We start from the raw sequence: 13,513 nt of genomic DNA on the forward strand, positions 1-13,513 counted from the left end.
CGGAGGCTCGTTGTCTCCGTCCATACGATGGTAATTGCCTGGTTCCAGGCACTTTCACGCTAATTTCAGTTTGACGATCCGCCGTCCGGGGTTAGATTCCGGTGATGCGGATTCTTTTTGCATTTTTGGCGACCCTGTTTCTTTTCGGCGTCGCTCCGGCGTCGGCGGACGATCCGCCGGCAAAGCCGCCGGTTGCCCTGACCAGGGAAGCCAGGCTCGACCAACTGTTTGCCGAGCTGAAGCGCGAGCGCAACGAAAAGGCGGCCGAGCGCATCGCCGGGCGCATCTGGGGCGAATGGTTCCAGTCCGGCAGCGCCTCGATCGACCTGATGATGCAATGGTCGCAAAAGGCGATGGACGACCAGAAGTTCGACGTCGCCCTCGACTTCCTCGACCAGGTCGTCATCCTGCAGCCAAAATATGCCGAAGGCTGGAACCGGCGCGCCACCGTGCACTACATGATGAAGAATTTCGGGAAATCGATGTCCGACATCGACCAGACGCTGCAGCTGGAACCGCGCCATTTCGGCGCGCTTTCCGGCCTGGCCCAGATCATGGCCGCCACCGGCCACAAGCAATCGGCGCTCGAAGCCTGGCAGAAGGTGCTTACCATCTATCCGATGATGCGCAGCGCCCAGGACCAGGTCGCGGCAATTTCGGAAGAGCTTGCCGGCGAAGGAATTTGATTAGGCAGTAGGAATTAGGGATTAGCGAGTAGTCAGTAGAGAAGATTGGTCGAGACGCCACCTCCCTACTCCCTACTCCCTACTCCCTACTCCCTACTCCCTACTCCCTACTCCCTACTCCCTACTCCCTACTCCCTACTCCCTACTCACTACTCCCTGCTCCCTAGAACTTATCCCTCTCCACCGCCGTATCTCCGCGCATGAACCTCATCTACGCCGCCTGTGCCTTCCTCCTCGCGCTCGTCTTTGCCCTGGCCGGTGTCACCCGCGCCGGCGCGTGGCTGATCGAGTGGCGCAACCCGCCGGCCGGCGAATTTGCCGACATCGACGGCACCCGCATCCACTATGTCCACGTGCCGGCTCCGCAAAATGCCGAGCTGCCGGCCATCGTCTTCATCCACGGCGCCAGCGCCAACCTCAGGGATCAGATGCTGCCGATCAGGCCTTTGCTCGAAGGCCGCGCGGAGATGGTCTTCCTCGACCGGCCGGGCTTTGGCTGGTCGGCACGCGGCCCCGGCAATGAGAGCCCGTCGGCGCAGGCCGACACCATCGCCAGGCTGATGGACCGTCTCGGCATCCACAATGCGATCATGGTCGGCCATTCCTTTGGCGGCGTGATCACCGCCGCCTTTGGCCGCGAACACCCGGAGAAGACGCTCGGGCTGGTCTTTCTGTCGCCGGTCAGCCACCCCTGGCCGGGCGGCGCGACCGCCTGGTACTACAAGCTGACCGCCACCCCCATCATCGGCTGGCTGTTCTCGGAGACATTGACCTATCCGGCAGGCACGCTGCAGATGGACAGCGCCACGGCCTGCGTGTTTTCTCCCAACAAGGTGCCGGAAGGCTATGTCGGCAATGCCTCGATTCCGCTGGTGCTGCGTCCCGGCGCTTTCCGCGCCAACGCCATCGATGTCGCCGGCCTCTACGACTATACGCTGAAGGCCGCGCCGCATTACCGCGACATCACAGCGCCGACGATTGTCATCTCGGGCGACCGCGACAAGGTGGTCTATGCCTCGATCCATTCGGTCGGCCTGGTCAGGGACATCCCCGGCGCCGAACTGATCTGGGTCCACAATCTCGGCCACAAGCCGGATTGGATCGCCTCCGACCTCGTCGTCGGCGCGATCAAGAAAGTCGCCGGCAAGGTCGTCGACCTGCAGGCAATGGCAAAAACCGTGGAAGCACGCATCGCCGGCGACGCCTACAATGAGGGGCGATGCCCCGACATCACCGTGCCCGACGCGGAACTGGCCCCGACCTGATCGCAATGTATGTCCTGAAACACGGCGTCAAGAGAAACCCGGAGAAGCGATGGGCGTTGCCGGACCGCATCTTCTTCGGCTATGGCGCGTGCGCCATTCTTGCTGGCGCCTTTCTCGAGCATGCTCCTCTGGAAGGATTCTACGGCGAACGGATCATTCCTGGCGAGGGCTTTTCCGGGAACCATATTTACGCGACCAACGGCGTGATCGCGTTCGACTACCACGGCTATTCCGCCCGCGAGCGGCTTTTGGAACACCACAAGAGGGGCTGGGCGTCGCGCAATCCCGGGTGGCACTGCACGATCGCCACGGTCGATTTCGATCTGCTCGACACAGTCGAACTCAACCGGCGAAAGATGCTGGGTCCGGACCAGTACCTGCACCACCCCGTTCCCCGGGCTCGCCGCTTCCTTCGGCGCATCGATCACGCCGAAGGTGCGGCAAGAGCGCAGCGAACTGTGACGAGGTCTCAGCCTATGTTGCGGGTGGCCTGCACGTCCGATCCGACATAGGCGATGCGCAGCATGTTGGTCGAACCCGGCGTCCTCAGCGGCACGCCCGCCGTGATGATGACGCGGTCGCCCGGCTGGCCGAACCCCTCTTCGAAAGCGATGCGGCAGGCGCGATCGACCATGTCGTCGAGGTCGCTGGCGTCGGGCGAGACGACGCAATGCGTGCCCCACAAGAGCGACAGCCGCCGCGCCGTGTTGAGGATCGGCGACAGCGCGATGATCGGCACTTGCGGCCGCTCGCGCGCGGCGCGCAGGCCGGTGGTGCCCGACGCCGTATAGGTGATGATCGCCGACAGTTTCAGCGTCTCGGCAATCTCGCGGGCGGCGAGCGAAATGGCGTCGGCGCCGGTTGCTTCCGGTTCCGAGCGCTGCGCGTTGATGATGCCGGCATAGGTCGGGTCGGTTTCGACCTTGGTGGCGATGCGGTTCATCATCGCCACCGCCTCGACCGGATAGGCGCCGGCAGCGGATTCGGCTGAAAGCATGATGGCGTCGGCGCCCTCGAACACGGCGATCGACACGTCGGAGACCTCGGCGCGGGTCGGCACCGGCGCGGTGATCATCGATTCCAGCATTTGCGTGGCGACCACCACCGGCTTGCCGGCGCGGCGCGCGGCGCGCGTGATCTGCTTCTGGATGCCGGGCACCGCTTCCAGCGGCATTTCCACACCGAGATCGCCGCGGGCGACCATCAGCGCGTCGGAGAGTTCGATGATTTCGGCCAGCCGGGCTACCGCCTGCGGCTTTTCGATCTTGGCCATGATAAGCGCCCGGCCGCGCGCGATCTTGCGGGCTTCCGCCAAATCCTCCGGCCGCTGCACGAACGACAGCGCCACCCAGTCGACGCTTTCCGCCAGCACCGCATCGAGGTCCTTGCGGTCCTTTTCGGTCAGCGCACCGACCGGCAGGTCGGTGTCGGGCAGGCTGACGCCCTTCTTGTCGGAAATGGTGGTGCCGGCAACGACCGCGCAGGTGATCGACTTGCCGTCGCTCTTCACCGCCCTGAGCTCCAGCTTGCCATCGTCGATCAACAGACGGTGGCCGGCCTCGACCGAACTCAGGATTTCGGGATGCGGCAGGTAGACGCGGGTCGACGTGCCGGGCTCGGGATTGTTGTCGAGGGTGAAGGTCTGGCCCGGGGTCAGCACCTCCTTGCCGTTGGCGAACTTGCCGACGCGCAGCTTCGGTCCCTGCAAATCGGCCAGGATGCCGATCGGACGGCCGACCTTTTCCTCGACCGCGCGGATGCGGCCGACCAGCGTGCGCATCAGCTCGTGATCGGTGTGGCTCATATTGATGCGGAAGACATCGGCGCCGGCTTCGAACAGCTTCTGGAGCATCTCCTCGGACGAGGAGGCAGGACCGATGGTGGCGAGGATCTTGACCTTGCGGCTACGTCTCATTGACTGTTTGTTCCCGGGGCGGCTGGAGCGCCTCCCGTTGTGGACTCATCGGTCAGCTGGACCATCCAGCTTGCCTGCTCGCCCGTGTCATATTCCTGGAATCCGGCGCGCTGGAAGCCCCGGGCGACGCAATCGGTAACGCCTGCGATCTTGAATTCTTTTTCGGCCACGCACATGTTGATCGGGCCATCCCAGCGCCCGCCGCGCTCGGCGTCTTCTGCATAAAGATAGTAAAACCTTGATGACAGCGGACCTTCGATCAGCGTCTTGCAGCTCGATCCTTCGATGTGCCACCACCCCTCGGTGATCCAGCCTGCCTTGGCGCGGTAGCCGATGCCGACGCCGACCAGGTTCTGCGTGGCGTTGCAGACGCGGAAATCGGCGCGGGCAGGCGAGGCCGCGACCAGCGCGGTGAGCCCTAGCGTCAGGGTCAGCAGCGGCACGGCAAAGGCGGTGCGCGCACGCGGCCTGCCGGCGGAACCCATCCCGAAACCCCTCAATAACGTCATCTGCATCTCTCAACGCCCCTTTTCGGAAAAGTCCGGGCGCATGTCAACGCGCCGTTCTGTCCAATTCCAATCGATTTAGAAAGGCCCCCGACACGCGATACGCCGCGCGTCACGGGATTTTCGCAGAAACCGTGGCCAAACAACGGCATTGCGCAACCGTCCTCTTCGTGGGAATGACGATACCACCCTCCCCGGAAGCCAGCGAACAGACCTTTCCAGCCAATGACCCGATCCACAGTTTTCGCGCCTTTCGATATCGTCGAAGGTGACCGCAAGCGAGGCATCGTGCTTGTCGCCGACCATGCCCGCCGCGACCTGCCGGAGGAGTATGGCAGTCTAGGCCTGCCGGCGGCGGAACTCGATCGCCATATCGCCTACGACATCGGTGTCGAGACGGTGACGCGCGAACTGGCCGCGGCGCTCGACGTGCCGGCGGTGATCGCCAATTTTTCGCGGCTGCTGATCGATCCCAATCGCGGCGAGGACGACCCGACGCTGATCCGCCAGCTCTATGACGGCACCGTCGTGCCGGGAAACTATCCCATGGCACCGGCCGAACGCGAAAGGCGGCTCGACGGCTTCTACCGGCCTTATCAGGACGCGGTCGGCGCCATGATCGCGTCGGTGGCGCACGCCTCAGGCAAAGCGCCGTTCATCTTCTCCGTACACTCCTTCACCCCTGTCATGCAGGGCTTCATCCGCCCTTGGCATGTCGGCATATTGTGGGACCTCGACGACCGCGTGGCGCGGCCGCTGATCGACATGCTGGCGCAGGATAAAAACCTCGTCGTCGGCGACAACGAACCCTATGACGGCGCGTTGCGCGGCGACACCATGTTCAAGCACGCCATCGTCAACGGCTTTGCCCATGCGCTGATCGAGATCCGCCAGGACCTGATATCAGACAGCAAGGGGGCGCTGGCCTGGGCGCAACGGCTGGCGCCGATCGTTGACGCCATCGACCGCCGTCCCGATATACATCAGGTGAAGATGTTCGGCTCGCGCACCGGGCCGCTGTGAGGACCCAAGGCAATGACCGAACTCAGCGATGACCAGAAACGCGATTTCGAGGCCGCGGCCTTCCGCCGGCTGGTCGAGCATCTGCGCGAGCGCAGCGATGTGCAAAACATCGACCTGATGAACCTCGCCGGCTTCTGCCGCAACTGCCTGTCGAACTGGTATCGCGAAGCGGCCGAGGCTGAGGGCGTCGATCTCGGCAAGGATCAGTCGCGCGAAATCGTCTACGGCATGCCCTATGCGCAATGGCAGGCGCTGAACCAGACCGAGGCTTCGGACGCCAAGAAAGCGGAGTTCGAGGCAAGACGGCCGAGGGATCACTGAAGTAGCGCGCGGTTCACAGGATTGACGTCGGCGGGACAGCGCCTAACGGTTTCCCCTTAGATGTGGCCCACAAGCTTTTCGCAGCCAAGCGCTTGACGAGAAATTGAATCGATCTAATTTGCCGCGCAAAGCCATTCCTTGACCGGATTCGGGCCATGAACGCGCAAGACACCATGCAGAGCGCCCTTCAGGGGCGATGGGCCGTAGCCGCGATCTTCCTCGCCAACGGCTTCCTGACCGGCAGCTGGGCGCCGCAGATTCCGGTGTTCCTGACCCGGCTCGACATCTCGAAATTCACCCTCGGTCTGCTGATCCTGCTGTTCGGCGTCGGCGCGGTCGCGGCCATGAGCTGGTGCGGCCATCTGATCTCCAGGCATGGCTCGCGCACCGTGTTGCGCTGGTTCGGCCTTTGCGGCAGCCTCGGCCTGCTGATCGTGGCGCTGGCGCCCAACGTGCCGCTGGCGGCGATCGCCATGATCATCTTCGGCGGCTCGATCGGCGGCATGGATGTCGCGATGAACGCCAATGCGGTGGTGGTCGAGCGCCGGCTGTCCCGCGCCATCATGTCGTCCTCGCACGGCTTCTGGAGCCTCGGCGGTTTCGCCGGTGGCGGTCTGGGCGGTTACGCCATCCAGACTTACGGCCACCTCGCCCATGCGGCTGTGGTCACGGTCATAGCTTTTGCCGTCATTGCCGTGGCGGTCGGCTACCTCATCGCCGAGGACAAGCCGCAGGCCGCCGAGCATCACAGATTAACGCTGCCGGCCAACCCGCTGGTCTATCTTGTCGGGCTGATGGCGCTGCTGACGATGATTTCCGAGGGCGCCGTGCTCGACTGGGCAGCGCTTTATCTCCGGCAGGAGCTCGGCGCCGACCTCGCCATCGCCGGCCTTGCCTACGCCGCCTTCTCCGGCGTCATGGCTGTCATGCGCTTTTTCGGCGACGGCGTGCGCAACCGCTTCGGCGCGGTGGCGACGCTGCGCGGCTCGGCGGTGGTCGCCGCCGCCGGCATGCTGGTCGCCGGCCTGTCGCCTTCGCCCTGGATCGCCATCGCGGCTTTTGCCCTGTGCGGCTTCGGCATCGCCAATATGGTGCCGATCATCTTCTCGGCCGGCGGCAACCAGGAAGGCATGTCGTCGGGCACCGGCATGAGCGTCGTCACCACCATGGGCTATTCCGGCATATTGGTGGCGCCGTCGGCGATCGGCTTCGTCGCCGAGCATTCCAGCTTCGGGCCGATCTTCGTCGCCATGTCGGGGCTGTTGATCGTCGTGCTTTTGATGGCCGGGCTCGCTCACCGCGCCGAATTCGCGGCCGCCCCCGCCGAATAGCGCTTCAGCTCCTCATAGAGGAAATCCGCGACGCGGCGGATGCGCACGCTGGTGCGCACGTCGCGATGCATGGCCAGCCACACCGGCAGGCTGGGCAGTGGCAGGCCGGGCAGCAGTTTCTCCAGCGACGGGTCGCTGTCCGTCAGCGGCTCCTGGCCAAGACCGACGCCGTTTCCCGCCCGCAGCGCTTCCCACAGCACGATCTGGTTGTCGGCCCTGAAGCGGAAGCTGCTTCGGGTGACGGGGATGCCGGCCTGGGTAAAGCCCCGGATCATCTCGTCGCTGCGGTCGAAGCCGATCAGCGGATGGTCGAGAAGATCGGCGGGCTTGAGCGGGCGGCCGTGCTGGTCGAGATAGGATTTCGCCGCGCAGCAGCAGAGCTTGATATCGCAGACCTTGCGCGCCGTCAGCTCGTTCTGCGCCGGCTTGACCATGCGGATGGCGATATCGGCATCCCTTCGCAGCAGGTTCTCGACCTGGTTCGAGGCGACGATCTCGACCTCGATGCCGGATTCCTCGATGCCGAGCCGCGCCGTCATCCTCGGCAGCACATAGGCCGCCACCACCTCGCTGGCGGCAATGCGCACCGTGCCTTCGATCGCCTCGACCGAGCCCAATGCCAATAGTGAGAACGCGCTCGCCTGCTCGCTCACGGCCTTGCCGCGTTCGAACAGCGTGGCGCCTGCTTCCGTCAGCGCATAGCCGCGCCGCCCGCGCCGGAACAAGGTGACGCCCAACGCCTGTTCGAGCTCACCGATGTGACGCCCGAGCGTCGGTTGGCTGGCCGACAGTTTGCGCGCTGCGGCCGACAGGCTGCCGGTCTCCGCCACGGTGACGAAACTCTTGATCAGGTTCCAGTCGATGTCTTCCATTCATTTATGAATAACAAATCTGCATCCATAGTCAATTTTCATTCGCGTATGAACGCATCATATTCGCCGTGCAAACACAGACACGGAGAAGAAAAATGACCAAGATCGCAATTCTAGGCGCCAATGGCCGGCTCGGCCGCGTGGTTGGGAAAGCCTTCATCGACGCCGGTTTCGACGTCCGCGCCGTCACCCGCAGCGGCAAGGTCCCAGCCGAACTCAAGGGCGCCACCGCCGTCGCCGGCGATGCGCTCGACCGCGAGGCGCTGATCCGCGCCACGCAGGGTGTCGACATCGTCTTCAACGGTCTCAACCCGATCTACACCGACTGGAGCAAATGCCTGCCGATGGCGGAGAACGTCATGGCCGCCTGCCATGCCAACGGCGCGCTGCATCTTTTCCCCGGCACTGTCTACAATTACGGCTCGCCGATGCCTGAGGTGGTCACCGAAGACGCGCCATTTCGTCCGACGACCGAGAAGGGCCGCATCCGCTGCGCCATGGAAGCGCTGTTTCGCCGCGAGGCGGATGCCGGCCGCGTCCGCACCATCATCCTGCGCGCCGGCGATTTCTTCGGCGGCACGGGCAGCGGTTCATGGTTCGACCTCGTCGTCGCCGCCAAGATGAACAAGGGCGTCTACACAGCGCCTGGCCCTGCCAACCTCGTGCACGAATGGGCCTATTTGCCGGACTTCGCCATCGGCTTCGTCGGCCTGGCGCGCAATCAGGGCAAGCTCGGCTTCTTTGAGGCGCTCAACTTCCCCGGCCACGCCGTCACCGACATGGACATAAAGGCCGCCGCCGAGAAGGCGCTGGGCCGTCCGCTGAAACTGACCTTCATGCCTTGGTGGGTGCTGCGCGCCGGCAGCCCGTTCGTGGCGATGTGGCGCGAGATCGTCTCGATGTCGTATCTGCGCTTCGAACCGCACCGGCTCGTGTCCGACCGGCTGGCAAGCATCATCGGCGAAGTCCCGCACACGCCGCTGGACGAGGCCGTGGCCGAGGCATTGAAGGACATCGGCATCAGCCTCGACAATGCAAAAGACGCCGCTTAAATGCATGTCGCCCAGAAGTGTGCGCGGTTCTGGGACAACGACATGCATCAAAACAAAGACTTTAGACAAAAATCTCTCTCGCGGTGCTGGCCCAATCGCTGGAAATCAGCAACCGGATGGTCATTATGAGGAGACTGTTTATAACGGTCGGCGAGATCACCATCACCAAGGGGAGACGATGCGTTACATACGTCCGCTTTCAATCGAAGACGCCGTTGGCCTGCTGGCCGACGCTTCCGGCACATCAGCCATTCTCGCTGGAGGCAGTGACCTCCTCGTTCGGATGAAGGGCGGGTTTGTCGATCCCGACCTGATCGTCGATATCAAGGCGATCGAGGGCTTGAGCGAGATCAGGGAGACGGCCGACGGCTTCAGCATCGGCGCCACCGTCCCCTGCGCCGTCCTGGGCGAGAGCGCGGTTCTGAAGAAGGCCTGGCCCGGTGTCGTCGAAGCGTCGAAGCTGATCGGCTCTAAACAGGTCCAGGGCCGCTGCACCATCGTTGGCAATCTGTGCAACGCATCGCCGGCCGCCGACAGCGTCCCGGCCTTGGTGGCCGCCGCCGCAAAGGCCGTGGTTGCCGGTTCGTCGGGCAAGCGCACCATTCCGGTCGAGGCTGTGCCGATCGGGCCTGGCAAGACCTCGCTCACCAAGGGTGAGATCGTCGAGGCGATCCTGCTCGACAAGCGCGCGCCGCGTTCGGGCGACGCCTACCTCAGATTCATCCCGCGCACCGAGATGGACATCGCGGTGGTCAGCGCCGGCGTGAACCTGACGCTCGACGAGCATGGCGTCATAACAGCCGCCCGCGTCGTGCTGGGCGCCGCGGCCCCGACCGTGCTTCTGGTGGAAGAAGCAGCCGAGGCTCTCATCGGCAGGAAGCTGGATGAGGCGGCACTTGAGCGGCTCGCCAAGATCTGCGCTGGGGCCTGCCGCCCCATCGACGACAAGCGCGGCACCATCGAGTTCAGACGAAAAGTTGCGGGCGTGCTGGCCGGACGGGCCGCGACGACCGCATACGCACGCGCAGGAGGCAAATGATGGCCGGTGTAGCAGTTTCAACGACGATCAACGGCGATCACGTCGAATACCTTTGCCAGCCCGACGAGACGTTGCTCGACGTCCTGCGCGATCGGCTCGGGCTGACCGGCGCCAAGGAAGGCTGCGGCACCGGCGACTGCGGCGCCTGCTCGATCATTCTCGACAATCGGCTGGTCTGCTCCTGCCTTGTGCTTGGCGCTGAAGCCGAAGGCCGGCATATCGAAACCGTCGAGGGCATGGCGCATGGCGATCAGTTGCATCCGCTGCAGCAGAAATTCCTCGAGCATGCGGCCCTGCAATGCGGCATCTGCACGCCGGGCTTCCTGATCGCGGCGAAGGACCTTTTGGCCAAGAACCCCGATCCTACCGAGGAAGAAATCCGCTTCGGCCTCGCCGGCAACCTCTGCCGCTGCACCGGCTACGACAAGATCGTGCGCGCGGTCCAGGATGCGGCCAATGTGATGAAGGGAGCGCACGCATGAACTTCGATCCACGCTTTTCGGGCCGCAAATTCTCCTCCGTCGGCACGCGGCCTATCCGTCCCGACGGCGTCGACAAGGTGACGGGACGCGCCCGTTACGGCGCCGACTTCAACATGGCGGGACAGCTGGTCGGGCGTGTTCTGCGCAGCCCGCATGCGCATGCCAGGATCCTCAAGATCGACACCTCGAAGGCGGAAAAGCTCCCCGGCGTGAAAGCGGTGATCACCGCCGCCGACCTGCCCGATCTCACCGATGGCGATGCCGCCATGTACGACGTCCTCGACAATTGCATGGCGCGCGGCAAGGCGCTCTATGACGGCCACGCCGTGGCCGCGGTCGCCGCCGTCGATGCCCGCACGGCCAGGCAGGCGCTGAAGCTCATCGAGGTCGAATACGAGCTGTTGCCGCATGTCACCGATGTCGACGAGGCGATGAAGCACACCGCGCCGTTGATCAACGACACCATCTTCACCGAGGGTCTCGAGGAAAAGCCGGTAAAGCCGTCCAACGTCACCAAGCGCAGCCAGTTTGGCCATGGCGATGTCCATCAAGGCTTTGGCCACGCCGATGTCATCGTCGAGCGCTCCTTCAAGACCGAGCAGACGCATCAAGGCTATATCGAGCCGCATGCCTGCGTGGCGAGCGTCTCGTCCGACGGCACCGCCGACCTCTGGGTCTGCACGCAGGGCCATTTCGTCTACCGCCAGCATTGTGCGCAACTGCTCGGGCTGGAAGCCTCGAAGCTGCGCGTCACCTCCTCGGAGATCGGCGGCGGCTTCGGCGGCAAGACCCATGTCTGGGCCGAGCCGGTGGCACTCGCTCTGTCGCGCAAGGCAGGACGGCCGGTGAAGCTGGTGATGACCCGCGACGAAGTGTTCCGCGCCTCGGGCCCGACCAGCGCCACCTCGATCGACGTCAAGATCGGCGCCCGCAAGGACGGCACCATCACCGCCGCCGAAGCGACGCTGCGCTACACCAGCGGCCCCTATGCCGGCACATGGGCCGAGATCGGCGCCATGACGGCCTTCGCCTGCTACAAGCTCGATAACGTCAAGACGGTCGGCTTCGAAGTGCTGGTCAACCGGCCGAAGACCGCGGCCTATCGCGCACCCTCCGCACCGATGGCGGCTTTCGCGGTGGAAAGTGCCGTCGACGAGCTGGCCAAGGAGCTCGGCATGGATCCGGTCGAGTTCCGCATCAAGAACGCCGCGCAGGAAGGCACAAGGTCGTCCTACGGCCCGGTCTACGGCCCGATCGGCATCGGCCCGACGCTGGAGGCGGCGAAGACCCATCCGCACATGAAGGCGCCGCTGGGCAAAAACCAGGGCCGCGGCATGGCCTGCGGCTTCTGGTTCAACTTTGGCGGCCAGACCTGCGTCGACCTCAACATCGGCATGGACGGCTCGGTCTCGCTCGCCGTCGGCACGGTGGACGTAGGCGGCTCGCGCGCCTCGCTGTCGCTGGTGGCGGCGGAGGAGCTCGGCATCGACTATGCCCAGCTCAAGGCGGTGGTCGCCGACACGTCCTCGCTCGGCTACAATGACATGACCGACGGCAGCCGCGGCACCTTCTCGTCCTCGATGGCGACCATCTCGGCCGCCCGCAACGCCATCAAGATCCTGCGTGAGCGCGCCGCCCAGACGTGGGACATCCCCGTCGACGACGTGGTCTGGGAAAACGGCCACGCCATCGCCAAGGGCGAAAAATACGGCAATCTCGCAGCCCTGTCGCTGAAGGAGATCGCCGCCGCTTCCGGCAAGACCGGCGGGCCGATCGCCGGCCACAGCGAACTCGTCGCCGACGGCGCCGGCGTCTCCTTCGCCACCCATATATGCGACATCGAGGTCGACCCCGATACCGGCTCGACCAGGGTGATCCGCTACACGGTGATCCAGGATGCCGGCAAGGCGGTGCACCCGACCTATGTCGAGGGCCAGTACCAGGGCGGAGCGGCGCAAGGCATCGGCTGGGCGCTCAACGAGGAGTACATCTACGGAAAGGATGGGCGTCTCCAGAACGCCGGCTTCCTCGACTACCGCATCCCGGTCTGCTCGGACCTGCCGATGATCGACACGCAGATCCTCGAGATCCCCAACCCCAACCACCCCTATGGCGTGCGCGGCGTCGGGGAAACCTCGATCGTGCCGCCGCTGGCGGCGATCGCCAATGCCGTCTCCAACGCAGCCGGCGTGCGCATGACCCACATCCCGATGTCGCCGCCAAGGGTTCTCGCCGCGATCGAGGCGGAACGGGGAGGCTAGGGCAAAAATGAGGTTCTTGCCCTAATGGTCGAAGTGACGCTCTGGGGCGCGCTGGGCCAGCTCGCCGGCGGCCAGAGCAAGGTCGAGGTCGAGGCCAAGGACATCAGGGAGCTGTTCAGGAAACTGGCTGAACAGTATCCCGGCATCGAGCCCTGGATCGAGAAGGGCATCGCGGTGGCCATTGACGGGACGATTTATCGCGATACGTGGTCGAAGGAACTGCCGCCGGGGGCGGAGATTTTTCTGCTGCCGCGGCTGGCTGGGGGGTGAAGTGGGGTGTCGCCCTACGTCCCAGAGCGGACCGGCATCCTCGGTCTGCGACCTTCAAGTGCAGGTCGGTCCTCGCCTAGATACCAGTTTTGCTGACCGCGTCTTATCGGCGGCGGGTTGGCCAATAATCCAGAGAACCTGATCCGCTGGATTACTATCGGCAAGGGACATCAGTCCGCACACCGCTCTGAAGTGACTCGAGCGGGTCACCGTTTGACGGACAACACCGGCCCCTTTCTGGAGAGGCCGGCTATCGTTGATCCAGGATCATCAAGCTAGGTTTGGCGCTGAGACGTATCGGAAATACGTTCGCGCACGGCATGCTCGGTCTTGTCTGCTGTGGACTTCACGATCTCGCCGAGCTGATCGGCTATCGTGTCTGCTTCCATATCTTGCCGGCCAGCTTCCTGCTTGATGGTCTCATAGGCGTCGGCGGCGACCTGCTTGGCCTCATCGAGGCCCCTGTCGAGCAAAGTTTCGGCGGAATCGC

The 13,513-nt window shown here is 64.3% G+C and carries 14 protein-coding genes and 1 pseudogene; 11 read left to right on the top strand and 4 right to left on the bottom strand.

Translation table 11 applies throughout. The features are described 5' to 3' along the window. Positions 1 to 104: 104 nt before the first annotated feature. The 3 genes from NKJ18_RS20870 to NKJ18_RS20880 all read left to right on the top strand — a co-directional run bounded on the left by NKJ18_RS20870 (position 105) and on the right by NKJ18_RS20880 (position 2,463). The gene (locus NKJ18_RS20870; protein ID WP_023684032.1) at positions 105 to 686 is read left to right on the top strand and encodes a tetratricopeptide repeat protein; all 582 of its coding nucleotides are present in this window, start codon (positions 105 to 107) and stop codon (positions 684 to 686) included. Between the two features lie 200 nt (positions 687 to 886). Further along, complete coding sequence (locus NKJ18_RS20875) at positions 887 to 1,951, top strand: alpha/beta fold hydrolase (protein ID WP_023673115.1); 1,065 nt, start codon at positions 887 to 889, stop codon at positions 1,949 to 1,951. Between the two features lie 5 nt (positions 1,952 to 1,956). Further along, a complete protein-coding gene (locus tag NKJ18_RS20880; protein WP_023822298.1) occupies positions 1,957 to 2,463 on the top strand; it encodes a hypothetical protein in 507 nt (168 codons plus the stop codon). On the opposite strand, the gene pyk is transcribed toward NKJ18_RS20880, so the two are convergent. Then, positions 2,421 to 3,866, bottom strand: a complete 1,446-nt coding sequence (gene pyk / locus NKJ18_RS20885) for a pyruvate kinase (protein WP_023690053.1) — start codon at positions 3,864 to 3,866, stop codon at positions 2,421 to 2,423. The two genes, NKJ18_RS20880 and pyk, sit on opposite strands and share 43 nt — an antisense overlap. Beyond that, positions 3,863 to 4,351 (bottom strand): DUF1036 domain-containing protein, encoded by a 489-nt coding sequence (locus NKJ18_RS20890; RefSeq protein WP_023673118.1) that lies wholly within the window; start codon positions 4,349 to 4,351, stop codon positions 3,863 to 3,865. The genes pyk and NKJ18_RS20890 overlap by 4 nt, the downstream gene beginning before the upstream one ends. Positions 4,352 to 4,597: 246 nt before the next feature. On the opposite strand from NKJ18_RS20890, the gene NKJ18_RS20895 reads away from it, so the two are divergent. The 3 genes from NKJ18_RS20895 to NKJ18_RS20905 all read left to right on the top strand — a co-directional run bounded on the left by NKJ18_RS20895 (position 4,598) and on the right by NKJ18_RS20905 (position 7,047). Beyond that, positions 4,598 to 5,395: an N-formylglutamate amidohydrolase gene (locus NKJ18_RS20895; protein ID WP_023706261.1), complete on the top strand. Its 798-nt coding sequence runs from the start codon at positions 4,598 to 4,600 to the stop codon at positions 5,393 to 5,395. A gap of 12 nt (positions 5,396 to 5,407) precedes the next feature. Then, positions 5,408 to 5,716: a DUF1244 domain-containing protein gene (locus NKJ18_RS20900; protein WP_023690051.1), complete on the top strand. Its 309-nt coding sequence runs from the start codon at positions 5,408 to 5,410 to the stop codon at positions 5,714 to 5,716. A 155-nt stretch (positions 5,717 to 5,871) separates the two neighbouring features. Beyond that, positions 5,872 to 7,047 carry an MFS transporter gene (locus NKJ18_RS20905; protein ID WP_023690050.1) on the top strand — a complete coding sequence of 392 codons (1,176 nt, stop codon included), beginning with the start codon at positions 5,872 to 5,874 and terminating at the stop codon, positions 7,045 to 7,047. On the opposite strand, the gene NKJ18_RS20910 is transcribed toward NKJ18_RS20905, so the two are convergent. Further along, the gene (locus tag NKJ18_RS20910; protein WP_023832032.1) at positions 7,011 to 7,919 is read right to left on the bottom strand and encodes a LysR family transcriptional regulator; all 909 of its coding nucleotides are present in this window, start codon (positions 7,917 to 7,919) and stop codon (positions 7,011 to 7,013) included. The two genes, NKJ18_RS20905 and NKJ18_RS20910, sit on opposite strands and share 37 nt — an antisense overlap. Positions 7,920 to 8,014: 95 nt before the next feature. Here NKJ18_RS20910 and NKJ18_RS20915 point away from each other — a divergent pair, with 95 nt between their 5' ends. The 5 genes from NKJ18_RS20915 to NKJ18_RS20935 all read left to right on the top strand — a co-directional run bounded on the left by NKJ18_RS20915 (position 8,015) and on the right by NKJ18_RS20935 (position 13,023). Then, positions 8,015 to 8,971 (top strand): SDR family oxidoreductase, encoded by a 957-nt coding sequence (locus NKJ18_RS20915; RefSeq protein WP_023684037.1) that lies wholly within the window; start codon positions 8,015 to 8,017, stop codon positions 8,969 to 8,971. Between the two features lie 178 nt (positions 8,972 to 9,149). Continuing rightward, on the top strand, positions 9,150 to 10,010 hold the full coding sequence (locus tag NKJ18_RS20920) for an FAD binding domain-containing protein (RefSeq protein ID WP_352759464.1): 861 nt from the start codon (positions 9,150 to 9,152) through the stop codon (positions 10,008 to 10,010). Further along, on the top strand, positions 10,010 to 10,492 hold the full coding sequence (locus NKJ18_RS20925; protein WP_023684040.1) for a (2Fe-2S)-binding protein: 483 nt from the start codon (positions 10,010 to 10,012) through the stop codon (positions 10,490 to 10,492). The genes NKJ18_RS20920 and NKJ18_RS20925 overlap by 1 nt, the downstream gene beginning before the upstream one ends. Beyond that, positions 10,489 to 12,753, top strand: coding sequence for a xanthine dehydrogenase family protein molybdopterin-binding subunit (locus NKJ18_RS20930; RefSeq protein ID WP_352759466.1), 2,265 nt, complete (start codon positions 10,489 to 10,491; stop codon positions 12,751 to 12,753). The genes NKJ18_RS20925 and NKJ18_RS20930 overlap by 4 nt, the downstream gene beginning before the upstream one ends. 24 nt (positions 12,754 to 12,777) lie before the next feature. Further along, on the top strand, positions 12,778 to 13,023 hold the full coding sequence (locus tag NKJ18_RS20935) for a MoaD/ThiS family protein (RefSeq protein WP_023684042.1): 246 nt from the start codon (positions 12,778 to 12,780) through the stop codon (positions 13,021 to 13,023). A 275-nt stretch (positions 13,024 to 13,298) separates the two neighbouring features. On the opposite strand, the pseudogene NKJ18_RS20940 reads toward NKJ18_RS20935, so the two are convergent. Continuing rightward, positions 13,299 to 13,513: pseudogene (locus NKJ18_RS20940) on the bottom strand (hypothetical protein); the annotation flags it as partial.

This window comes from Mesorhizobium sp. M0217 (genome assembly GCF_040321955.1).
In the GTDB taxonomy this organism is placed as follows: Bacteria; Pseudomonadota; Alphaproteobacteria; order Rhizobiales; family Rhizobiaceae; genus Mesorhizobium.

Excerpts from the sequence above, each read along its gene's own strand:
- NKJ18_RS20910 (WP_023832032.1), bottom strand. The coding sequence starts at position 7,919 with ATGGAAGACATCGACTGGAACCTGATCAAGAGTTTCGTCACCGTGGCG.
- NKJ18_RS20875 (WP_023673115.1), top strand. The coding sequence starts at position 887 with ATGAACCTCATCTACGCCGCCTGTGCCTTCCTCCTCGCGCTCGTCTTT.
- NKJ18_RS20925 (WP_023684040.1), top strand. The coding sequence starts at position 10,010 with ATGGCCGGTGTAGCAGTTTCAACGACGATCAACGGCGATCACGTCGAA.
- pyk (WP_023690053.1), bottom strand. The coding sequence starts at position 3,866 with ATGAGACGTAGCCGCAAGGTCAAGATCCTCGCCACCATCGGTCCTGCC.
- NKJ18_RS20895 (WP_023706261.1), top strand. The coding sequence starts at position 4,598 with ATGACCCGATCCACAGTTTTCGCGCCTTTCGATATCGTCGAAGGTGAC.
- NKJ18_RS20870 (WP_023684032.1), top strand. The coding sequence starts at position 105 with ATGCGGATTCTTTTTGCATTTTTGGCGACCCTGTTTCTTTTCGGCGTC.
- NKJ18_RS20915 (WP_023684037.1), top strand. The coding sequence starts at position 8,015 with ATGACCAAGATCGCAATTCTAGGCGCCAATGGCCGGCTCGGCCGCGTG.
- NKJ18_RS20900 (WP_023690051.1), top strand. The coding sequence starts at position 5,408 with ATGACCGAACTCAGCGATGACCAGAAACGCGATTTCGAGGCCGCGGCC.
- NKJ18_RS20920 (WP_352759464.1), top strand. The coding sequence starts at position 9,150 with ATGCGTTACATACGTCCGCTTTCAATCGAAGACGCCGTTGGCCTGCTG.
- NKJ18_RS20890 (WP_023673118.1), bottom strand. The coding sequence starts at position 4,351 with ATGGGTTCCGCCGGCAGGCCGCGTGCGCGCACCGCCTTTGCCGTGCCG.
- NKJ18_RS20930 (WP_352759466.1), top strand. The coding sequence starts at position 10,489 with ATGAACTTCGATCCACGCTTTTCGGGCCGCAAATTCTCCTCCGTCGGC.
- NKJ18_RS20880 (WP_023822298.1), top strand. The coding sequence starts at position 1,957 with ATGTATGTCCTGAAACACGGCGTCAAGAGAAACCCGGAGAAGCGATGG.
- NKJ18_RS20935 (WP_023684042.1), top strand. The coding sequence starts at position 12,778 with ATGGTCGAAGTGACGCTCTGGGGCGCGCTGGGCCAGCTCGCCGGCGGC.
- NKJ18_RS20905 (WP_023690050.1), top strand. The coding sequence starts at position 5,872 with ATGAACGCGCAAGACACCATGCAGAGCGCCCTTCAGGGGCGATGGGCC.